The 22126-nt window shown below is 66.0% G+C and carries 14 protein-coding genes and 1 pseudogene; 3 read left to right on the top strand and 12 right to left on the bottom strand.

What is annotated here, in order from left to right:
• Positions 1–6: 6 nt before the first annotated feature.
• From ABNK63_RS09055 to ABNK63_RS09090, 8 genes and pseudogenes are all read right to left on the bottom strand, one after another.
• A pseudogene (locus ABNK63_RS09055) lies at positions 7–1841 on the bottom strand (class I SAM-dependent DNA methyltransferase).
• Between the two features lie 171 nt (positions 1842–2012).
• A complete protein-coding gene (locus tag ABNK63_RS09060) occupies positions 2013–3305 on the bottom strand; it encodes an adenylosuccinate synthase (RefSeq protein ID WP_007808999.1) in 1293 nt (430 codons plus the stop codon).
• A gap of 148 nt (positions 3306–3453) precedes the next feature.
• On the bottom strand, positions 3454–4323 hold the full coding sequence (hflC, locus tag ABNK63_RS09065) for a protease modulator HflC (RefSeq protein WP_157582257.1): 870 nt from the start codon (positions 4321–4323) through the stop codon (positions 3454–3456).
• Positions 4320–5390, bottom strand: coding sequence for an FtsH protease activity modulator HflK (gene hflK, locus ABNK63_RS09070; protein WP_007809003.1), 1071 nt, complete (start codon positions 5388–5390; stop codon positions 4320–4322). The genes hflC and hflK overlap by 4 nt, the downstream gene beginning before the upstream one ends.
• A 180-nt stretch (positions 5391–5570) precedes the next feature.
• On the bottom strand, positions 5571–6872 hold the full coding sequence (gene hflX / locus ABNK63_RS09075; RefSeq protein WP_007809005.1) for a ribosome rescue GTPase HflX: 1302 nt from the start codon (positions 6870–6872) through the stop codon (positions 5571–5573).
• 57 nt (positions 6873–6929) lie between these two features.
• Positions 6930–7214 (bottom strand): RNA chaperone Hfq, encoded by a 285-nt coding sequence (gene hfq / locus ABNK63_RS09080; RefSeq protein ID WP_007809007.1) that lies wholly within the window; start codon positions 7212–7214, stop codon positions 6930–6932.
• A 132-nt stretch (positions 7215–7346) separates the two neighbouring features.
• Positions 7347–8315 (bottom strand): tRNA (adenosine(37)-N6)-dimethylallyltransferase MiaA, encoded by a 969-nt coding sequence (miaA, locus tag ABNK63_RS09085; RefSeq protein ID WP_350015439.1) that lies wholly within the window; start codon positions 8313–8315, stop codon positions 7347–7349.
• Between the two features lie 77 nt (positions 8316–8392).
• On the bottom strand, positions 8393–10555 hold the full coding sequence (locus ABNK63_RS09090; RefSeq protein ID WP_007809010.1) for a S46 family peptidase: 2163 nt from the start codon (positions 10553–10555) through the stop codon (positions 8393–8395).
• Between the two features lie 223 nt (positions 10556–10778).
• On the opposite strand from ABNK63_RS09090, the gene tdh reads away from it, so the two are divergent.
• The 3 genes from tdh (at position 10779) to kbl (ending at position 16896) form a co-directional block, all read left to right on the top strand.
• Positions 10779–11813, top strand: a complete 1035-nt coding sequence (gene tdh, locus ABNK63_RS09095) for an L-threonine 3-dehydrogenase (RefSeq protein WP_350015440.1) — start codon at positions 10779–10781, stop codon at positions 11811–11813.
• Between the two features lie 180 nt (positions 11814–11993).
• The gene (locus ABNK63_RS09100) at positions 11994–15617 is read left to right on the top strand and encodes a DUF748 domain-containing protein (protein WP_350015441.1); all 3624 of its coding nucleotides are present in this window, start codon (positions 11994–11996) and stop codon (positions 15615–15617) included.
• A gap of 79 nt (positions 15618–15696) precedes the next feature.
• Entirely contained in the window at positions 15697–16896 is a 1200-nt protein-coding gene (gene kbl, locus ABNK63_RS09105; RefSeq protein ID WP_007809016.1) for a glycine C-acetyltransferase, read from the top strand.
• 37 nt (positions 16897–16933) lie between these two features.
• Here kbl and ABNK63_RS09110 read toward each other — a convergent pair whose 3' ends face one another.
• From ABNK63_RS09110 to prpF, 4 genes are all read right to left on the bottom strand, one after another.
• Complete coding sequence (locus ABNK63_RS09110; protein ID WP_350015442.1) at positions 16934–17707, bottom strand: pseudouridine synthase; 774 nt, start codon at positions 17705–17707, stop codon at positions 16934–16936.
• Positions 17708–17823: 116 nt separating this feature from the next.
• Entirely contained in the window at positions 17824–18942 is a 1119-nt protein-coding gene (locus ABNK63_RS09115) for an OmpA family protein (RefSeq protein WP_040673439.1), read from the bottom strand.
• A 311-nt stretch (positions 18943–19253) separates the two neighbouring features.
• Positions 19254–20705, bottom strand: a complete 1452-nt coding sequence (locus tag ABNK63_RS09120; RefSeq protein WP_007809019.1) for a bifunctional 2-methylcitrate dehydratase/aconitate hydratase — start codon at positions 20703–20705, stop codon at positions 19254–19256.
• 134 nt (positions 20706–20839) lie between these two features.
• Positions 20840–22024, bottom strand: coding sequence for a 2-methylaconitate cis-trans isomerase PrpF (gene prpF, locus ABNK63_RS09125; RefSeq protein WP_007809020.1), 1185 nt, complete (start codon positions 22022–22024; stop codon positions 20840–20842).
• Positions 22025–22126: the final 102 nt, after the last annotated feature.

The raw sequence follows: 22126 nt of genomic DNA on the forward strand, positions 1-22126 counted from the left end.
GCAAACTCATTCCGCCAACTCCCCCAGCATCGCCATGATCCGCCCCGACACGGCCTTCAACTCCTCGTCGATCTCGTGCAGCTCACGCGGCGGCTCGAACACGTAGAAGTGGCGGTTGAACGGAATCTCGTAGCCGATCTTGCTCTTCGCCTCGTCGATCCACGCATCCGGCGCATGCGGCAGCACTTCGCGTTCGAAGTAGGCCTGGATGTCTTCGCCCAGCGGCACGTTCTCGGTGTCGCGCAGCTGCTATCGGCTTGCGGCAGGCCTTTCTGCTTGCCTTTCTGGCCGAGCACGATCTGGCCCTGCTCGTCGCGCAGTGGGCGCTCGACGGTGATGGTGGTGTAGCCGAAGTCTTCGTTCCTGAACACGCGCGCCAGCGGCGCGACTTTCACCTTGCCGCCGGCGGGTGGCTCGGGAGCGAACTCGGCGGCGGCGATGACCTGGCGGCCGGTTTCCTTGCCGTCGGTGTCGAATACGGTGGCCAGTTCGGCTTCCGCGAATTCGCCGAACAGGCGGGTGACGGTGGCGATGTGTTCGTCGCTCATTTCCTTGCGCTTGCTGCCCAGGCTCTTGCGCATCTTTTGCCAGAAGCTGCCGGCGTCGATCAGCTGCACGTAGCCCTTCCGGTCGTCAGGCTTCTTGTTGGAGATGATCCACACGTAGGTGGCGATGCCGGTGTTGTAGAACATGTCGGTGGGCAGGCCGATGATGGCTTCCACCAAATCGTTCTCCAGCACGTAGCGGCGGATCTCGCTCTCGCCGCTGCCTGCCCCGCCGGTGAACAGCGGCGAGCCGTTGAGCACGATGCCGAAGCGGCTGCCGCCGTCGACGGCCGGACGCATCTTGGACACCAGGTGCAGCAGGAACAGCATGGAGCCGTCGGACACGCGCGGCAGGCCGGGGCCGAAGCGGCCGTCGAAGCCTTTCTGTTCGTGTTCGCTGCGCACGATTTTCTCGACCTTCTTCCACTCCACCCCGAACGGCGGGTTGGACAGCATGTAGTCGAACTTGCGCCCGCCGTGGCCATCTTCGCTGAGCGTGTTGCCGGCGACGACGTTGCTGACGTCCTGGCCGCGGATCAGCATGTCGGCCTTGCAGATGGCGTAGGACTCGTCGTTCAACTCCTGACCGAACAGGGTGAGCCGCGCGTCGGGGTTGTGTTGCAGCAAGTGCTCGGCGGCCACCGAAAGCATGCCGCCGGTGCCTGCCGTCGGATCGTAGATGGTGCGCACGGCATGGCCAGCGCCGAGTGCTTCGTCATCCTCGATGAAGATCAGGTTGACCATCAGGCGGATCACCTCGCGCGGGGTGAAGTGCTCGCCGGCAGTTTCGTTGGACAGTTCGGCGAACTTGCGGATCAGTTCCTCGAACACCAGGCCCATCTGCGCGTTGTCGACTTCATCCGGATGCAGGTTGAAGTTGGCGAACTTCTCGGTGACCAGGTACAGCAGGTCCGCCTTGGCCAGCCGCTCGACCTGCGCATGGAAATCGAAACGCTCGAAGATGTCGCGCGCCGCCGGCGAAAAGCCCTGGATGTAGCTGTAGAGGTTCTGGCGGATGTGGTCCTGGTCGCCCAGCAGCGTGGGCAGATCCAGCGGCGAGGTGTTGTAGAAAGACTGTTTCGCCTTGCGCAACAGGAACGGATCGGGATTGAGGCCAGCCTTGGTCTTGGCTTCGTACTCGGCCAGCACGGCCTTCTTGGTCGGCTCCAGCACGCAGTCCAGACGGCGCAACACGGTGAACGGCAGGATCACCCGCCCGTATTCGGATTGCTTGTAGTCGCCACGCAGCAGGTCGGCGACGGACCAGATGAGGGCGGAGAGCGAGGTTTGGTTCATGCGTGGACGAAGCTCAGGTTGTGCAGAGAAGTGCCGGCTAAACTAACACCGCCCGAGCCATCAGCGCTTGCCATGCGCCGCGCGGCAACACGGTCGGCGCCAGCCTCCACTGAAGTCGAAATGAAAAAGGCCCTCACGGGCCTTTTTCAACAAATCGCTGCATGACCTGCCTCAGGCGAACGGATCATCCAGGCTGATCGTGTCATCACGATCGGCACCAGTAGCGACCAGGGCCAGCTTGCAGCCCGACAGCTCCTCGACGGCGCGCAGGTACGCACGCGCTGCCGGCGGCAGCTTGTTCCATTCGCGGATGCCGGCGGTGGATTCCTGCCAGCCGGGGAATTCCAGGTAGACCGGCTTGCACTCGTCCCAGCCGTCGGCGTCGAGCGGGGCCAGTTCGCGGCGCTTGCCCCGGTATTCGTAGGCAATGCAGACCTTGATGGTTTCCAGGCCGTCGAGCACGTCGAGCTTGGTGATGGCCAGGCCGTTGATGCCGTTGATCTGGGTGGCGCGCTTCAGCGCGACCAGGTCGATCCAGCCGCAGCGGCGCGGGCGGCCGGTGCTGGCGCCGAATTCGTTGCCGACCTTGCGCAGGCGCTCGCCCATCTCGTCGTGCAGTTCGGTGGGGAACGGGCCGCTGCCGACGCGGGTGGCGTAGGCCTTGCAGATGCCCAGCACGTAGTCGATGTCGCGTGCGCCCACGCCGGTGCCGGCCAGCGCGCCGCCGATGGTGGTGTTGGACGAGGTGACGTAGGGATAGGTGCCGTGGTCGATGTCGAGCAGCGCGCCCTGGGCGCCCTCGTACAGGATGTTGCCGCCTTCGGCGCGCACGTCATGCAGGATGGTGGCGACGTCGTCGACCAGCGGGCGGATGTATTCGCCCCAGGCCAGCGCGTCGTCGAGAACCTTCTGGTAGTCGACCGGCTCGACCTTCAGCCACTGGGTGAGGATGAAGTTGTGGTAGTCGACCGCGGTCTTGATCAGCGCCGGCAGCTCGTGCGGGTACATCAGATCGGCCACGCGCACGCTGCGGCGGGCGACCTTGTCCTCGTAGGCCGGGCCGATGCCGCGGCCGGTGGTGCCGATGGCCTTGCCGCCGGCGGCGATCTCGCGCGCTTTGTCCACCGCGATGTGGTACGGCATGATCAGCGGCGTGGCCGGGCTGATCTTGAGGCGCGAGCGCACTTCGACGCCGTTGGCCTCGAGCTCGGCGATTTCCTGGATCAGCGCCTCGGGGGACAGCACCACGCCGTTGCCGATCAGGCACAGCGCGTCGTCGCGCAGGATGCCCGAGGGGATCAGGTGCAGCACGGTCTTCTTGCCCTTGATCACCAGCGTGTGACCGGCGTTGTGGCCGCCCTGGAAGCGCGCCACCGCACTGACCCGCTCGGTCAGCAGGTCGACGATCTTGCCCTTGCCTTCGTCGCCCCACTGGGCTCCGAGGATGACTACTGACTTGCCCATTGCATTACTCCGGGAGGTTTCGATCAGGTTTTGCGCCGCCGGGATGGGCCGCGCGTATCAATGAAAAATCTGCAGCAGCACCGGTGCGGTCACTTGCATGACCGATCCGCGACCGGCCGTCCCTGGCCGGGCTCAGAGGCTGAAAAACTCAGCGCTTGGAGCTGGACTGTTCGAAGTAGCGCAGGAACTCGTCGTCGGGCTTCAGGATCATCACGCCCTTGCCGTCCTCGAACGAACTGCGGTACGCCGACAGGCTGCGGTAGAAGCTGAAGAACTCCGGGTCCTGGTTGTAGGCCTGCGCGTAGATGGTGGCCGCCTGGGCGTCGCCTTCGCCGCGGACCTTGGCCGCATCGCGCTGGGCATCGGCGCGCAGCACCTGGCCCTGGCGGTCGGCGTCGGCCTGGATCGTCTCGGCCGATTCCTGGCCGGTGAAGCGCAGTTCGTTGGCCAGCTGCAGGCGCTCGGCACGCATGCGCTTGTACACCGATTCGCTGACCTCGTTGGGCAGGTCGATGCGCTTGATGCGCACGTCGACCACGGCGATGCCGAGGTTCTTGCGCGCCGACGCGTCGGTCTGGGCGCGCACGCGCTCGGTGATGTCCTTGCGGCCGCCGGAGATCAGGTCGGGCAAGGTGCGGGCGTTGAACTCGAAGCGCAGCGCGTCCTTCACGATCGGGGTCAGCCGCTGCGCGGCCTGCAGCTGGTCGCCGCCGGTGGCGCGGTAGTAGGCGGCGTTGTCGGCGACGCGCCACTTCACGTAGAAGTCGACGTTGACGCTCTTCTTCTCGGAGGTGAAGTAACGCTCCGGCGGCGCGTCCAGCGACAGGATGCGCTTGTCGAAGTTCATCACCTGCTGGATCACCGGCAGCTTGAAATGCAGGCCGGGCTGGTAGTCGGTGCGCACGATGCGGCCGAACTGCAGCAACAGGGCGCTGTGCCCCTCGCTGACCACGAACATGCTGTTGATGCCGAGCAGGGCGATCAGCACGGCTAGGACGATGGAGCCCATCTTCATCATGGCTGCGCCCCCTTGCTGGCCGCATCGCCGGTGGCGGGTGCGACCACCGTGCCCACCACCGCCGAGTCGGGCGACGTGGTCGTGGCGCCGCCCTGCAGCGTCGGCAGGTTGATGATGTTGCGACCGCCGGAGCCGTCGATCACCTTCGGGTTCTTCGCCATCACCTGTTCCATCGTTTCCAGCCACAGCCGCTTGCGGGTCACTTCCGGCGCGGCCTTGTATTCCTTCAGCAGCAGGTCGAAGCGCGCCGCGTCACCCTGGGCGCGGGCGATGCGCTCGGCCTTGTAGCCGGCCGCTTCGGCCGCGATGCGGGCGGCGTCGCCGCGGGCCACCGGCACCACCTTGCTGGCGTAGGCCAGGGCGCCGTTCTCGATGCTCTGCTTGTCTTCGCGGGCGTTGTTGACGTCGTCGAAGGCGTCCTTCACCTCGTTCGGCGGCGCCACGTTCTGGAAGCTGACCTCGGTGACGCGCAGGCCGGAGTCGTAGCTGTCCAGCGTCTTCTGCAGCGCCTGCTGCGCCTGGGCGACCAGGCTGGCGCCGGCGGCCGACAGGATCTGGTCCATGTCGCTGCCGCCGATCACCGAGCGCACGGCGGCCTCGGCCGCGGCGCTGATGGTGCCGTCGGGATCGTTCAGCGAGAACAGGTATTTGCGCGAGTCGTCCACCTGGTACTGCACGGTGAAGTCGATCGTGATGATGTTCTCGTCGCGGGTCAGCATGGCCACCTTGTCGGTCACCGAGCGGATGCGGGTGGCCTCGACCTTGTTCACCGACTCGATCGGCTGCGGCAGCTTCAGGTGGAAGCCCGGCGCCAGGGTGCGCGAATACTGGCCGAACCGCAGCACCACGCCCTGCTGGCGCGCGCCGATGATGGTGTAGCTGCTGAACAGCAGGCCGACCACCAGCAGCACCACGACGCCGGTGAGGATGCTGCCCGGCCCCTGCCCCATCTTGCCGACGCGGTTCCGGGCCTTGTTCAGCAGGTCATCCACCGGCGACTTGCCGCCCTGGCGATTCCTGTTCCACGGATCTTTTTGCCCGTTGTTGCCGGGTTCATTCCATGCCACGAGTCGGTCTCCTTTGGGGACGTCCGGGGGCCGGCAACCACGGTCGAAACACGTGTTGCACCGGGTTGCATTGAGATTCAGCCGAGGCTGTCGAAAATCCTGTGCGAGCCGCCCTTCGCGGCCGCGCAAACATCGGGGATTCTATCAGAGCGCGCCTGCCGCCGCGCGCCGGGAACGGCGTCATTCCGCCACGGCCAGCAGCTCCTGCAGCAGTTTCGCCTCGACCGGATCGCCGCCGCCAAGCGGGGCGATGACACTGCGCGGGGCGTCGATGTGCAGCTGCCAGCCATGTTCGTCGATCGACTCGCCGCTGATCGCGCCCGCCGCCTTGAGCCGGGCGTGCAGGCGCCCGGCCGACAGCGGCAGGTGCAGCGGCGAGCGCACCCGCTCGCCGCCCAGCAGCTCGCCCAGCGCCTGGCGCAGCAGGTCGAGGCCGACGCCGGTGGCGGCGGACAACCAGACCCGCACCGGCTTGCCGCTGGCATCGCGTTCGATCCGCGGCTCGGCGCCGGCCAGGTCGATCTTGTTCATCACCCGCAGTTGCGGCACGTCACCAGCGTCGATTTCCTCCAGCACGTTGTCGACCACCCGGTGCAGCCGCTCGCGCTCCTCGTCGGCGGCGTCGCTGACGTGCAGCAGCAGGTCGGCGTCGCGAGCCTCGGCCAGGGTGGCGCGGAAGGCGGCCACCAGGTCATGCGGCAACTCGCGGATGAAGCCCACCGTGTCCGCGATCACCGCGGGTCCGCAGCTGAGGTCCTCCAGCTTGCGCACGGTCGGGTCGAGCGTGGCGAACAGCAGGTCGGCGGCGAACACGTCGCCGGTGGTCAGCGCGTTGAACAGGGTCGACTTGCCGGCGTTGGTGTAACCGACCAGGGCCACCCGCGGCACCGTGTTGCGCATGCGCGCACGGCGCTGCTGGCCGCGCTGGACCTGGACCTTTTCCAGGCGTTTGGTGAGCTGCTTGACCCGCTCGCCGAGCAGGCGGCGGTCGGTTTCCAGCTGGGTTTCGCCGGGACCGCGGTTGCCGATGGCGCCGCCGCGCTGGGCGTCCAGATGGGTCCAGCCACGCACCAGGCGGGTGGCCAGGTGCTTCAACTGGGCCAGTTCCACTTCCAGCTTGCCTTCGTGCGAACGGGCGCGCTGGGCGAAGATGTCGAGGATCAGCCCGGCGCGGTCGACCACGCGCACGCCCAGGTGCTTTTCGAGGTTGCGCTCCTGCACCGGGGTCAGCAGGTGGTCGACCAGCACCAGGTCGGCGTCCAGCGCTCGCGCCGCCTCGGCGACCTCGTTGGCCTTGCCGCTGCCGATGTAGTAACGGGGGTTGGGATCTTCGACGCGGGCGCTGATCACGGCGAGCACCTCGGCGCCGGCGGACTTCACCAGTTCGGCGAACTCCTCCGCACGGCGTGCCGTGTCGCCCTCGCCACGCGAATGCGGCAGGACGAGGACGGCACGATCGCCTTTCTTTTGACGGTCAAACACGAGTGGGCGTGATCCTTCGGGAGCAAACCTTCTTCATGCGGGCTGACCGCCGCGGTATCAAGCGTCAGCGTCGGCGCCGCCCGAGGCATCTGCCGGATGGTCGTGGCCATCGTGGCCGTCATGACCATTGCCGATGCGCACGTTGCGACTGGGCACCACGGTGGAGATGGCGTGCTTGTAGACCATCTGGCTGACCTGGTTGCGCAGCAGCACCACGAACTGGTCGAACGACTCGACGGTCCCCTGCAGCTTGATGCCGTTGACCAGATAGATGGCCACCGGCACCCGTTCGCGCCGCAGCGCATTCAAAAATGGATCCTGCAACGATTGCCCCTTGGACATTTCTTGTTCTCCCCTTGCACCAAACAGACCGGAGAAAAAACGCCAGTGGCGCCCCGGCCCAACATGACTCGATGTTAACTGCTTTCAAATGCTTGATGAAAGAAGATTTTTGCGCCCCGCAAGTGCGTGCCGTCACATTGGCGGCACGGATTCTCCCGGGCTGTCGACAAACAGCTGCACCGCGCCGGCAACGCGCGTCGCCATGCCGGCCTGATCGGGCTCGAACAGGCGTGCGCCGTAGTCGCTGCGCAGCCAGGTGATCTGGCGCTTGGCCAGCTGGCGGGTGGCGAAGATGGCCCGGTCGCGGAACTCTGCGGCATTGCTGAGGCCATCCAGGTGTTCCCACGCCTGCCGATAGCCGACGGCGCGGATCGCCGGCAGGTCGGCATCGAGATCGCCCCGGGCACGCAACGCGCGCACCTCGTCGAGAAAGCCGTCGGCCAGCATGTCGTCGAAACGGTGCGCAATGCGCTGGTGCAGCCGCTGCCGATCGACCGGCAGCAGGGCGATCTTCAGCACCCGCCACGGGAACACCGCGCCCGCCCCGCCCTGCTGCAACTCGGACAATGGACGGCCGGTCAGCTCGAACACTTCCAGCGCACGCTGCAGGCGCTGCGTGTCGTTGCTGTCGATGCGGCTTGCCGCGACCGGATCGACCTGGGCCAGCCGCGCATGCAGCGCCGGCCAGCCGGACTGCGCCGCCTCGGCACCCAGCCGCGCCCGCGTGGCCGGGTCGGCCTCGGGCAGGTCGGACAGGCCCGACTGCAACGCGCGGAAATACAGCCCGGTGCCGCCGACCAGCAGGGGCACCCGGCCCTGCGCGCTGATCCGCTCCATCACCGGCACCGCATCGGCGCGAAAATCCGCGGCCGAGTACGGCTGGGCGGGATCACGGATGTCGACCAGTGCGTGGGGGTGGCGCGCCAGCGTCGCCGGGTCGGGTTTGGCCGTGCCGATATCCATGCCGCGGTAGACCAGGGCCGAATCCACGCTGACCAGATCCAGCGGGAAACGCTCGCTCAGTTCGCACGCCAGCGCAGTCTTGCCGGAGGCGGTGGGGCCCATCAGGAAGATGGCGAGGGGGCGGTGATCGACGGGCATGGCGCTAGTTTAGAGGTTGCCGCAACGCAAAGGCCCGCGTCGATGACGCGGGCCCGGTACTTGCGCAAACCAGCGGGTTACTTCGCCGGCACGCCCATTTCCTTCAGCAGGTTGTCGGCGTGGTCGAGGTGATGCATCACCCACAGCATGTAGCGCACGTCGACCTGGATCGAGCGGTTGAGCTCGGGATTGAACAGCCAGTCACCGCTCACCGATTCCCAGTTGCCGTCGAACGCCAGGCCGACCAGCTGGCCGTTCGCGTCCATCGCCGGCGAACCGGAGTTGCCGCCGGTGATGTCCAGGTCGGCCAGGAAGTTCACCGGCAGCGTGCCCAGCTTCGGCGAGGCATAGCTGTCGAACGCCTTGGCCTTGATCGCATCGAGTTCGGCCTTCGGCGCGTCGAACGGTTCGGCGCCGGTGTACTTCTCGACGATGCCCTGGGCGGTGGTGAACGGCGCGTAGCTGACGCCATCACGGGGCGCCACGCCCTGCACGTTGCCGAAGGTGACCCGCAGCGAGCTGTTCGCATCAGGGTAGACCGGCAGCTTCTGCGAATCCTTCCACGCGATCATCGCCTGCATGTAGCGCGGGCGCAGCTTGCTCATCTCGCCGTCGCGGGCATCACCTTCGTCTTCCAGTGCCTTCAGCTGCGGCTGCACCGCGCGGGCGAGCTTGAGCATGCTGTCGCTGCTGGCGTCGATCGCCTTGCTGTCGGCAGCGAACCACTTCATGCGCTCGTCGACATTGCCGAGCTTGCTGCCGGCATACAGCGCGGCAACCTTCTGCCTGAGCTGGGCTTCGGTCTTCGCACCACCCAGCCAGGCGTCGAGCGCAGGCAGACGCTGCGCCTGCGGCAAGGCCACGTAGCGCGTGAGGCCGTAGACCATGAACTGCTGGTCGACGCCCGGATCGTAGCGGCGATCCATCTGCTTCAGGCCGCCTTCGATGCGCACCCAGTCGCGCTGCTGGTAACCGGCATCGCGTTCGAGGTCGGCCTTCGGCCGTTCCTTCGCCAGATGGGTCAGGCGCACCGCCGTGCTGAACAGCGACGCGCGGGTCACCAGGCCGATGGCCAGGTCGCGATCGCGGGTGGCCTGGTTGGCGGCGATCTGCTGGCGCAGCTTGCCGATGTCCGCCGCCAGCGCGGCGTTTTCCGCGCCGCCCTGCTGCTTCAGCCAGGTTTCCAGCGCCGCCTCCTGGTTGCGCTTGACCTCGACCGCATCGGCACGACGCAGGCCTTCGAGCTGGCCGCCGAAGTTCTTCAGGTAGTTGTTGAGGCCGGCGACCATGCTGGCGTACTTCACCGCCACTTTGGGGTCAGCCTTGCCGGCAGTATTGATGATGTCCAGCGTGTCCTCGTAGACCTTGATCTGCGTCGGGTACATCCAGTCGATCGAGCTCTGCACCTCGTCGGCGAGGCGGTAGCGGTTGGTGCGGCCGGGGTAGCCGGCCACCATCACGTAGTCGCCCGCTTCCACGCCCTGCGGGTTCACCTTGAGCACGTGCCTGGGCTGATACGGCACGTTGTCCTTCGAGAAGGCGGCCGACTTGCCGTCCTTCGAGACGTAGGCGCGCAGGTAACCGAAGTCGCCGGTGTGGCGCGGCCACATCCAGTTGTCGACGTCGCCGCCGAACTTGCCGATGGAATCCGGCGGCGCGTAGACCAGGCGCACGTCCTTGATCTCCAGCTGCCTGATCAACTGGTAGCTGTAGCCGCCGTGGAAGGTGTAGACGTCGCAGCGGTAGCCTTCGCTTTCGCAGGCCTGGACCTGTTCCTTGATCGCCAGCTCGATCGCCTTGTAGCGCTCGGCGCCGCTCATCGCATCGGTGAGATTCGCATTGACCTGCTTCGTGACGTCACGGATTTCCTCGGTGACGAAGATCCTCGAGGTGGGGCCGGCGGAGAGTTCGTCGGCTTGCGTCTTCGCCAGGAAACCCTTCTCGATCAGGTTGTTTTCCGGCGTGGAGTTCAGCTGCAGCGCGCCGTAGACGCAGTGATGGTTGCTCACCACCAGGCCTTGGGGCGAGACGAAGGAAGCGGTGCAGCCGCCCAGGCTCACGATCGCACCCATCGGATAGGCGGTCAGATCGGTCAGGCTGGCCGGGTCCAGCTTCAGTCCATGCTGTTTCAGCGTGGCGGCGATTTTCGGCAACTGGGCGGGCTGCCACATGCCTTCGACGGCACGGGCGGTACCGGCAAGACCGGCGGTCAGCGCGGCAGCAAGCAGGACACGACGCATGGAGCACTCCTCGGAGAAAGGGGGAAAGGGGGCCGAATCGCATTTTCTTGCGATTCGGCCGACCTTTATGCCGCAAACCCGTCGCCCACCGGTAGTGACTTTCGGCAGGGTGGGACCGCCTGTCACAGCCCGTCCCGTCGCGCCGCTGCCTTCGGGGCTGCCTGCGATCGCTCTATAATTGCCGCTTCCCTGCCCGCCGCGCGGGCCAACCGATGGATTCCCCATGTCGCAGACGATGAAAGCCCTGGTCAAGCGCAAGCCCGAACAGGGCATCTGGATGGAAGAGGTGACGATGCCCGTGGTCGGCCCCAACGAAGTGCTGATCAAGATCGAGAAGACCGCGATCTGCGGCACCGACCTGCACATCTACAAGTGGGACGAGTGGAGCCAGCGCACGATCAAGCCCGGCCTCACCATCGGCCATGAATTCGTGGGGTGCATCGCCGAAATCGGCCCGGGCGTGACCGGCTACAAGGTCGGTGATCGCGTCTCCGCCGAAGGCCACATCGTCTGCGGCCACTGCCGCAATTGCCGTGGCGGCCGCCCGCACCTGTGCCCGAACACCATCGGCATCGGCGTGAATCGCAACGGCGCGTTCGCCGAATACATGAGCATGCCGGCGTCCAACCTGTGGCCCATCCCGGACCAGATCCCGTCCGAGCTGGCCGCGTTCTTCGATCCGTACGGCAACGCGGCGCACTGCGCGCTGGAATTCGACATGATCGGCGAGGACGTGCTGATCACCGGCGCCGGCCCGATCGGCATCATCGCCGCCGGCATCGCCAAGCACATCGGCGCGCGCAACGTGGTGGTCACCGACGTCAACGACTACCGCCTGAAGCTGGCCGCCGACATGGGTGCGACCCGCGTGGTCAACGTCACCAACCAGTCGCTCAAGGACGTGATGAAGGACCTGCACATGGAGGGCTTCGACGTGGGCCTGGAAATGAGCGGCAACCCGCGCGCGTTCAACGACATGCTCGACTGCATGTACCACGGCGGCAAGGTCGCCATGCTCGGCATCATGCCGCGCGGCGCCGGCATCGACTGGGACAAGGTGATCTTCAAGGGCCTCACCCTGCAGGGCATCTATGGCCGGAAGATGTACGAGACCTGGTACAAGATGACCCAGATGGTGCTGACCGGCTTCCCGCTGCAGAAGGTGCTGACCCACCAGATCCACATCGACGACTTCCAGAAGGGCTTCGACCTGATGGACGCCGGCAGCTGCGGCAAGGTCGTCTGTTCCTGGCATTGAGCTTCGGGAGGGCAGCCAGTCGGCCGTCCCGAAACTCCGGGGCATGACCGCTCGCGACCAGACTGAAAGTCGCGGGCGGCATCCCCTGCAAATCGCGGTAGCGGTAGATTTCGTCATCGGCCCTCCCGCGTCGAACGCGTCGGGTCGGATCAAGCCATTCAGTGTCTTCGGGGGGTCGGTATGTCCGGGTCGAGCTTGTCGCGGCTGCGTACCTCCCTGCGTGCAGCGTGGGATTCCGCACGAACGCGTGCACGGCAGCTGAGCCACTCGTCCCGCGCTCGCCGCATCGCCGCCATCCTCGCGGCCGTGCTGCTGGTCTACGCCCTGCTCGGCTTTCTTGCCGTTCCGCCGCTACTGCGCAGCTACCTGCAGCACCATTCCGCGGAGGTGCTGGGTCGGCCGCTGAGTCTCGGCCAGGTGCGCTTCAATCCATTCACGCTGAACCTGCGGTTCGGCAAGCTGCACCTTCCCGAGGCAGACGGAGAAACCCCGTTCGTCGACATCGACCAGCTCACGCTCAACGCCTCGTGGAGCTCGCTGTTCCGCCTGGCTCCGGTACTGGACGAACTGCGACTCGATCAGCCACGAATCGCCATCACGCGAGGCAGGAACCAGCGCTTCAACTTCAGCGACCTGGTCGAGCGCTTCACTGCCAAGCCGGCGCCGCCGGACAGCCAGCCGGCGCGTTTCTCGCTCTCCAACATCAGCGTCCATGGCGGCGACGTCCGCTTCGACGACCGCCTGCTGGGCGCGCGGCATCGCGTCGAGAAGCTCGAACTGGGCATCCCGTTCCTGGCCAACCTGCCCAGCTCCACCGACATCTTCGTGCAGCCGCTGCTGGCCATGACGATGGACGGCAGTCCGCTGCGCATCGACGGCCAGACCAAGCCGTTCGCCAGCAGCCGCGAGTCGACCATCGGCTTCCAGCTCGACCGGCTCGACCTGCCGCGCTACCTGGGCTACGTACCGGCGACGATGCCGGTGGCCATTCCCGAGGGCATGCTCAGCGGCAAGCTGTCCCTGCACTTCGTGCAGACGCAGCCGACGCCGCAACTGCAACTCACCGGCAAGCTGCAAGTTGACGACCTCGCGCTCGACAGCAGCAGGGGCGAACCCATCGCCAGGCTGGGACGCAGCAACTTCGAACTGACCGACGTGCAACCGCTGGCCTCGCGCTACCATTTTGGCGCAATGCGGCTGGAACGGGCCGCGTTGTTCTACACCCGGCGTGCCGAGGGCCACGACAACTTCGACACGCTGATGTCGCCTGCGGCCAGCAAGGCTGACAAGGCGCCGCCGACCGACCTGCGCATCAGCGCGCTCACGCTGCAGGACAGCGCGCTCACCTACGCCGACGCCAGCCAGGCCAAGCTGCAGCTGACCCGGCTGCAGGGCAGCCTGCTCGGCCTGGGCACGCTCGCCGGGCCGGCCGCCAAGCTCGAGCTGAGCGGCCGGCTCGCCGGCGGCAGCCTCGGTGCACGCGGCGACGTCGACCTCGCCGCCAGCCACTATGCCGGTGCACTCGAACTGAAACAGGTGTCGCTCGTGCCGCTGCAGGCGCTGGCCGCATCCGCCACGGCGGCGCGCATCGCGAAAGGCAAGCTCGACGCCAGCGGCCAGCTGCGACTGGACTGGGGCAAGGCATTCAATGTGCACATCGAACCGGCCCAACTCGGCATCAGCGACTTCGCGCTGGAGCCGCAGGCCAGCGGGCTGGCGACCCCGGTGGCATGGCGCCAACTGGATGCCGGTATCACCCGGCTCGATCTGGCCACCCGCAACGCGCAACTGGGCAAGGTCACGGCGAACGGCCTGCAGGTCGACGCCGTGCGCGAGCGCGACGACCGGATCAACCTGACCAGCCTGTTTGCCAGCAAGCACTCCGTACCCGCCAGCGGTGACGAAGGTCCGGCCTGGCGCTGGAGCATCGCCCATCTTGGCGTCGAACAGGGCTCGCTGCGCCTCACCGATCGCAGCATCAATGGCGCCAGGCCGACGCCGCTGCTCATCGAGGCGCTCAACGGCAATGTCGAAGCGCTCAGCGACAAGCTCGACCAGCCACGTCGGATCAAGCTGGAGGGTCGCATCGGCAGAGGCAATTTCGCCGCCGCCGGCACGCTGCAACCGCTGCCCGCAGTCGCCGACCTGCAGCTGATCACCAAACGACTGGACATCGCCGGTTTCGTGCCCTACGCCAGCGTGCCGCTGAACGTGGATGTCACCAGCGCCCGTCTCAGCAGCGACGGCAGGCTGCATTACGACGGCCGCCGGTCCGAGCCGCGCTTCGACTACATGGGTGACGCCGCGTTCGAGCGCGTGCGCATGCAGGACAAAGTCACCGGCGACGACTTCATGCGCTGGCGTTCGCTGCGCGGCACGCGCATCGACCTGCGCTACGGCAGCGGCATGCCGCGCGTGCATCTGGGCGCTCTGGTGCTGGATGCGTTCTACGCGCGTGTCATCGTCAACAGCAACGGACGCCTGAATCTGTCCGACGTGATCGCCAACGGCGAGCAGGCGCCGGTGTCGGTGACCCGCGCCGCGAGCAACACGCCGGCGGCGCCGCAACCGGCGTCCAGCGCAGCCTCGGCGCCCGCCGCCGACATCCGCATCGGTGAGGTTACCCTGGCCAATGGCCAGCTCAACTACACCGACAACTTCATCAAGCCGAACTACACCGCCAACCTCACCAGCCTCGGCGGCAGGATCGGCGCGTTTGGCACCACCGCCGGCGAGCCGCCCGCCGAACTCGTGGCGCAGGCGAAACTGGACGATGCCTCGCCGGTCGACATCAGTGGCAGCATCAACCCGCTGCTGCCGGTGGCCTTCCTCGACATCAAGGGCAAGGCGACCGACATCGAACTGACCCGGCTCAGCACCTATTCCGGCAAGTACACCGGCTACCCCATCACCAGGGGCAAGCTGACCGCCGACGTGCACTACCTGCTGGACCAGGGCAGGCTCAACGCGGACAACCACCTCTTCATCACCCAGCTGACCTTCGGCGAGCGCGCGAACAGCCCCGGCGTGTCGCACCTGCCGGTGAAGCTGGCGGTGGCACTGCTGAAGGATTCCCAGGGCAATATCGACGTGAACGTGCCGGTATCCGGTTCGCTGGATGATCCGCAGTTCAGCCTCGGCGGCATGATCATGCGCGCCTTCGGCAACCTCATCGCCAAGGCAGCCACCGCACCGTTCCGCCTGCTCGCCGCCGCGTTCGGTGGTGGCCACGAGGATCTTGGTCATGTCGAGTTCGCCCCCGGCTCGGCGGTGCTGGATGCCCCCGCCAGGGAGCGCCTGGGACAGATCGTGCAGATGCTCAGCCGCAAGCCCGCGCTCACCCTGGACATCAGCGGCCGGGTGGATCCGTCGCTGGACGAAGCCGGTTTGCGCAAGGTGACCGTGGATGACCAGATCCGCCGCGAGAAGCTGGCCAGGGAGTCAGGTGACGATGTCGCCGCAGACGCCTCGGCGGCGGTGCTGGCGGAGGTGACCGTGACGCCGGACGAATACGAACACTATCTGCGGCGCGCCTATCGGCACGTCGACTTCGAAAAGCCCAGGAACATCCTCGGGCTCAGCAAATCGCTGGAACCGGACGAGATGCGCAGCCTGCTGGAAACCCACGTGAACACGGACGCCGCCGCGATGCGCGCGCTGGCCGAGCGCCGCGCCGCCGCCGTGCAGGACTGGCTGCGTGGCAAGCTGGACGACAAGCGGGTCGCGATCAAGCCGGCCCGGCTCGACGCCAAGGGCATCGACGACAAGGGCAAGACCACTCGCGCGGACTTCGGCCTGCATTGATCGCCGCGCAGTACATACGCATGCGCAGCGAACACCTGGCGCCCTACAATGCCGCTTTGTCCAACGGCCGGAATTCCCCATGAGCTACTCAGCCAAGGCGCGCTACGCCAGCGAACTCGAATCCATCCGCGAGCAGGGCCTGTTCAAGGCCGAACGCATCATCACCTCGCCGCAGTCCGCCGAGATCGAGCTGGAAGGCGGCCGCAAGGTGCTGAACTTCTGCGCCAACAACTATCTGGGCCTGGCCGATCACCCCGAAGTGATCGCCGCCGCCAAGGACGCGCTGGATACGCACGGCTTCGGCATGGCCAGCGTGCGCTTCATCTGCGGCACGCAGGACCTGCACAAGCAGCTGGAAGCGAAGATCGCGGCCTTCTTCGGCACCGAGGACACCATCCTCTACGCCGCCTGCTTCGACGCCAACGGCGGCCTGTTCGAACCGCTGCTGGGCGAAGAGGACGCGGTGATCTCCGATGCGCTCAACCACGCCTCGATCATCGATGGCATCCGCCTGTGCAAGGCCAAGCGCTTCCGCTACGCCAATAGTGACATGGCCGACCTGGAGAGGCAGCTGCAGGCCGCCGACGCGGCCGGCGCGCGCACCAAGCTGATCACCACCGACGGCTCGTTCTCGATGGACGGCTTCATCGCCAGGCTCGACGAGATCACCGCGCTGGCCGCGAAATACGATGCGATGGTGCATATCGACGAATGCCATTGCACCGGCTTCCTCGGCGACACCGGTCGCGGTGCGGCCGAGGTCAACGGCGTGATGGACAGGATCGACATCTTCACCGGCACTTTGGGCAAGGCGCTGGGTGGCGCCCTGGGCGGCTTCACCACCGGCCGCAAGGAAGTGATCGAGCTGCTGCGCCAGCGCTCGCGCCCTTACCTGTTCTCCAACTCGCTGCCGCCGCACGTGGTCGCCGCCGCGATCAAGGTGTTCGACATGCTGGCCAGCGCCGGCGACCTGCGCGAGCAGCTCAAGGAGAACACCCGCTACTTCCGCGAGCAGATGACCGCGGCGGGATTCGACATCAAGCCCGGCGTGCATCCGATCGTGCCGGTGATGATCTACGACGCACCGAAGGCCCAGGCGATGGCCACGGCCTTGCTGGAGGAAGGCATCTACGTCACCGGCTTCTTCTACCCGGTGGTGCCGCAGGGCCAGGCGCGCATCCGCACGCAGATGAGCGCGGCGCATACCCGCGAACACCTCGACCGGGCGATAGCCGCGTTCACCAGGGTGGGACGGAAGCTGGGCGTGATCGCGGGCTGATTCCGCGCACAGCCAGGGCATCGCCGCCGGCGGTGCCTTATGACCGGGTGACGAGGGCTCGCACTTCGTCCTGGTCGAGTCGCCGCCACTGGCCTTTCGCCAACTCGCCCAGGGCAAGTGGGCCAATCGCCACCCGGATCAGTCGCAAGACATCGAAACCCAGGGCAGCCAGCAACCGGCGGATATGCCGGTTTCGCCCTTCGTCGAGCACCACTTCCAGCCACGCATTCTTCTCGCCCACGCGCAGCAGCGTGGCCTTGCGCGCCTTCAGCCGATCACCCGCATCCTCGACGCCAGCCAGCATCGCCTGCAGCACCGCGGCATCAGGCTGGCCGGCCACCTGCACGTGGTAGGTCTTCTCCAGGTGCGTCGCCGGATCGGTGATGCCCGCGGCCCAGGTGGTGTCGTTGCTCAGCAACAGCAACCCCTCGCTGGCCTTGTCCAGACGACCGACCGGCCCCAGCCACGGCAGGCCGGCTGCGGCCAGGGCGGTATACACCGTCGCCCTGCCGTGTTCGTCGGCCGCACTGACCACGATGCCGCGCGGCTTGTTGAAAACCACGTAGACGCTTTCACTTCGCTGCACTGGCTGGCCATCGACCGCAAGACGATGCCGGTCGATCAGGGTCGGCTGATGGGGATCGCGAACCACGCGGCCATCCACGCTGACCCGACCGGCGCGAATCCACTGCTCGGCCTGGCTGCGCGAACAGGCACCCAGTTTTGACAGCACACGAGCCAGACCATGCCGCGGCGACTGCGCGGATGGCGTCGCTGCGGCTGCACGACGGAAAGAAGGAGGGCGGGGCATCGCGCTAGGGTATAAGGCCGCGCCGTGATGCGCCAACCCGACTCGTGCCCGTTTGAGGCAGGCAGACAAAAAAAACCCGGCCGAAGCCGGGTTTTTTCCGATTTACCGCGGTTCGATTACTGCTGAACCTGCAGTTCCGTACGACGGTTCTGCGCGCGACCGGCGTCGGTGTCGTTGTCACCGATCGGGTTGCTTTCGCCGTGACCGATCGGGCCTTCCAGGCGGCTGGCATCGATGCCGTGGCTGGTCAGGTAGTTGTAGACGATCGAGGCGCGACGCTCGGACAGGCTCTGGTTGTACTCGTCGGTACCCTTCGAGTCGGTGTAACCGGCAACCGTCACCTTGACCTGCGGGTAACGCTGCAGGGTATCGACGGCCTGGTTCAGCACCGCGATGGAGTCGGCGCTCGGCTCGGCCAGCGACTTCGAGATGTCCGTCTCACCCTTCTTCGGGCGGTCAAACTTGAAGTTCACGCCACGCAGGTCGATCACGACCTTCTGCGCGCAACCATCAGGTCCGACGATCGTGCCAGCGGCGGTGGCCGGGCACTTGTCTTCGCAGTCGTTCACGCCATCGCTGTCGCTGTCCATCGTCGAGCAGTCAGCCGGCGGCGGGGTGGCGGCGACCGGAGCAGCCGGAGCAGCCGCCGGGGCGCCGAAGCGCGAAACGATGCTGAGGCCCAGGAACCAGTCACCGTAGCCATCCATGGTCGGCTGGCTGTCGTTGTCCCAGTCGTAACGGTAGCCGGCTTCCACGCGGAAGTCGGAGCTGTCGTCGATGGTCTTGGACAGACCGCCACCCAGCTCGGCCGCCGGAGCCCAGCCGCTGCCATGCACGCCATGATGATTGCTGCCCATCACGCCAGCCAGCAGGTACGGACGCCAGGCGTTCCAGTCACCCGCGTAGAAGCGCACCGCGGCGCCGACGCTGTTGTTGGACCAGCTGCCGATACCGTCAGCATCACGCTTGGTGCGATCGATGAAGATGTCCAGCGAGGTGTTGGAGGAAATGAAACGGCCAACGCCCAGACCGTAATAGACCTGACGGCTGTTGGTGTTGCGGTCGGTATCGTTGTAGTAACCGCCGACCGTGGGGGCGATGTACCAGCGGCCGTCGTAGGACGGCGAGGTCATCGAGCTGGAGGTGTCGGCCGGAGCGGCTGCGTCCTGCGCATGAACGGCACCTACGCCGCCCAGGGCCAGCGCGATCAGAAAATACAAGCCCTTACGTTTCATCAGGTGTCTCCTCAATTATTAGAATTTCGCGTCCGTTCAACCCTGACCGGAACTCCCGCATCAGACTGAACTACGTCACTCAGAGCTTTTAAAGCCCCTGCTTGGCGTTTATGCGACAAGCGGTGGGGATTGTAGCAAAAGCGTTAAGCCGTGATCGAATTAACACTATTCAAAACAACTACCGGTGAGGTTTCATTCAGGAAAGTCGGTTTTGCAAGGAATACGGCCCTGCTTGAAACACGGAAACGCAGGGACGAAGTAATGCCCTTTTCGGCGCCCGACCCTGTGTTAATTTTCCACTCACGTCGTCTTTACAACGTGAAGAGCCCCAGGAAGTGATGCAGCGGCATCGCATCCAGCCCTGCGGGGTCCCGGGTGGCCGCCATGATGGCCTTGACCTTGTGGGCGGGCATGTGGCCCCGCATGGCGGCCTCGAATTTCTGCAGCAGTACCGGAATGCCCTCGGCGCGACGCTTGCGATGGCCGATGGGGTAATCGATCGAAACCTTTTCCGTGCTGCTGCCGTCCTTGAAGAACACCTGAACCGAATTGCCGATATAGCGCTTGGCCGGGTCGAAGTAGTCCCGGGTGAATTGCGGGTTTTCGACGACCGTCATCTTCTCGCGCAACGCATCGATGCGCGGATCGGCGGCGATGTCGTCGTTGTAGTCGCTGGCCAACAGTCGACCGTGGATCAACGGCACGGCCACCATGTACTGGATGCAGTGATCGCGATCGGCGTAATTCGCCAGCGGACCGGTCTTGTCGATGATGCGGCAGCCGGCTTCCTGTGTCTCGATGGCGATCCTTTCGATCTGCTCGATCCGGCCAGCGGCCTGTGAATGCAGTTGCATGGCGCACTCCACCGCGGTCTGCGCATGGAATTCGGCCGGATAGCTGATCTTGAACAGCACGTTCTCCATCACGTAGCTGCCGAACGGGCGCTCGAACTCGAACGGCTTGCCGCCGAACGCCACGTCGTAGTAACCCCAGGTCTTCGCCGACAGTGCCGACGGGTAGCCCACCACGCCGCGGTAGACCGCATTGATGGCGTGGGTCACCGCGCGGCGGCACGCATCACCGGCGGCCCAGCTCTTGCGCGGCCCGGTGTTCGGCGCATGGCGATAGGTACGCAGCGCGCCGTTGTCGATCCAGCTGTGCGACAAGGCCGTTGTGACTTGTTCCCTGCTCCCGCCAAGCATCGCGGTGGCCACGGCGGTCGACGCCAGCCGCACCAGGATCACGTGGTCCTGACCCACCTGGTTGAAACTGTTCAGCAGTGCGTAGCAGCCCTGGATTTCATGGGCCTTGATCGCGTAACCCAAGACATCGCGTACGGTCAGTGACTGTCCACCTTCACGCTCGGCCTTGCGGCTCAGGTAGTCCGCCACGGCGAGGATCGCGCCGAGATTGTCCGAAGGATGCCCCCACTCCGCGGCCAGCCAGGTGTCGTTGAAATCCAGCCAGCGGATTTGCGTGCCGATCGCAAACGCCGCCTGCGCCGGGTCAAGCTCATGACTGGTCCCCGGGACGCGCGCACCACCCGGCAAGATGGCGCCAGGCACCAACGGCCCGAGATGCTTCACGCACTCGGGGAACTTCATCGCCATCATCGCCGTGGCCAGCGAGTCCAGCAGCATGTAGCGTGCGGTGTCGTACGCTTCGTGAGAGTCGATCTTGTAGTCGACGACATAGTTGGCGACCTCGACCATCGGCTGGTCGGGATCTGGACGCTTGGCGGAGCGGATGTCGTGCGTACTCATGAGTGCTGGTCTCCATGACGGCAGGAGTGCTGCCATTGTTCGAAATGAACCATCCGTGTCGCTTGACGCTTATCCTGTCAGAGGCCACCTGAGCATGTGGTGGCCCGAAGGGGAAACTTCCCCGCCCTGCGGAATCACGCTGCGGGCGCGCGCACCCAGCCTTCCATCAGCACGCGCGCGCTTCGGCTCATGATCGCCTTGGTGACGGTCCATGCACCATCAACCTGCGTTGCCTCCGCACCCACGCGCAAGGTGCCCGACGGATGACCGAAGCGCACGGCCTGTCGCTCACCACCACCTGCCGCAATGTTCACCAGCGTGCCCGGAATGGCCGCGGCGGTACCGATAGCCACCGCCGCCGTGCCCATCATGGCGTGGTGCAGCTTGCCCATCGACATCGCGCGCACGAGCAGATCGATGTCATCCGCCTTGACGGCCTTGCCGCTCGATGCGACGTAGTCGGCCGGCCTGGCGACAAATGCGACCTTGGGCGTGTGCTGCCGCGTGGCGATCTCGTCGGGTGACTTGATCAGACCCATGCGGAGCGCGCCATGGGCGCGAATGGCCTCGAACATCGCCAGAGCCGTGGCGTCGCCATTGATGGCCTCCTGCAGCTCCGTGCCGGTGTAGCCGATCGCGTCGGCTTGCACAAAAATCGTGGGGATGCCGGCGTTGATCATGGTCGCCTTGAGCGTACCGACACCCGGCACTTCCAGATCGTCCACCAGATGCCCGGTGGGAAACATGGCCCCGCCAGCGCCGTCTTCCTCGGCTGCCGGGTCCAGAAATTCCAACTGCACTTCGGCGGCAGGGAACGTCACGCCATCCAGCTCGAAGTCGCCGGTTTCCTGCACCGCGCCGTCGGTCATCGGCACATGGGCGATGATGGTCTTGCCGATGTTGGCCTGCCAGATGCGCACGGTGGCGATGCCGTCGCGCGGAACGCGCGCGTGATCCACCAGGCCGCCCGCGATGGCGAACGGACCGACCGCCGCCGAGAGGTTGCCACAGTTGCCGCTCCAGTCGACGAAGGCCTTGTCGATCGCCACCTGGCCGAACAGGTAGTCCACGTCGTGATACGGCCGGGTGCTGCTGGAGACGATCACCGCTTTGCTGGTGCTGGAGGTGGCGCCCCCCATGCCGTCGATCTGCTTGCCGTAGGGATCGGGGCTGCCGATCACGCGCTGCAGCAGCGCATCGCGCGCGGCGCCAGGCACCTGCGCGGTCTCGGGCAGGTCCTGCAGGCGGAAGAACACGCCCTTGCTGGTGCCGCCGCGCAGGTAGGTGGCGGGAATGCGGAGCTGGGGGAGCTGTGCCATGTATCCGTGATCCTGTGGTGACTGTGCCGCGCCGGCAATTCATGCAGGCGCAACTGCCAACCGCATGGTGATGCCTTGCGGCATCACCCGCGGAACAACGCG

This window comes from Rhodanobacter sp. IGA1.0, assembly GCF_040208325.1.
In the GTDB taxonomy this organism is placed as follows: Bacteria; Pseudomonadota; Gammaproteobacteria; order Xanthomonadales; family Rhodanobacteraceae; genus Rhodanobacter; species Rhodanobacter spathiphylli.

Bases quoted from the DNA above. Each gene is read 5' to 3' on its own strand.
- ABNK63_RS09120 (WP_007809019.1), bottom strand. From the start codon at position 20,705: ATGAGTACGCACGACATCCGCTCCGCCAAGCGTCCAGATCCCGACCAG.
- hflC (WP_157582257.1), bottom strand. From the start codon at position 4,323: ATGATGAAGATGGGCTCCATCGTCCTAGCCGTGCTGATCGCCCTGCTC.
- ABNK63_RS09115 (WP_040673439.1), bottom strand. From the start codon at position 18,942: ATGAAACGTAAGGGCTTGTATTTTCTGATCGCGCTGGCCCTGGGCGGC.
- ABNK63_RS09090 (WP_007809010.1), bottom strand. From the start codon at position 10,555: ATGCGTCGTGTCCTGCTTGCTGCCGCGCTGACCGCCGGTCTTGCCGGT.
- kbl (WP_007809016.1), top strand. From the start codon at position 15,697: ATGAGCTACTCAGCCAAGGCGCGCTACGCCAGCGAACTCGAATCCATC.
- tdh (WP_350015440.1), top strand. From the start codon at position 10,779: ATGTCGCAGACGATGAAAGCCCTGGTCAAGCGCAAGCCCGAACAGGGC.
- ABNK63_RS09100 (WP_350015441.1), top strand. From the start codon at position 11,994: ATGTCCGGGTCGAGCTTGTCGCGGCTGCGTACCTCCCTGCGTGCAGCG.
- prpF (WP_007809020.1), bottom strand. From the start codon at position 22,024: ATGGCACAGCTCCCCCAGCTCCGCATTCCCGCCACCTACCTGCGCGGC.
- hfq (WP_007809007.1), bottom strand. From the start codon at position 7,214: ATGTCCAAGGGGCAATCGTTGCAGGATCCATTTTTGAATGCGCTGCGG.
- ABNK63_RS09110 (WP_350015442.1), bottom strand. From the start codon at position 17,707: ATGCCCCGCCCTCCTTCTTTCCGTCGTGCAGCCGCAGCGACGCCATCC.
- ABNK63_RS09060 (WP_007808999.1), bottom strand. From the start codon at position 3,305: ATGGGCAAGTCAGTAGTCATCCTCGGAGCCCAGTGGGGCGACGAAGGC.
- miaA (WP_350015439.1), bottom strand. From the start codon at position 8,315: ATGCCCGTCGATCACCGCCCCCTCGCCATCTTCCTGATGGGCCCCACC.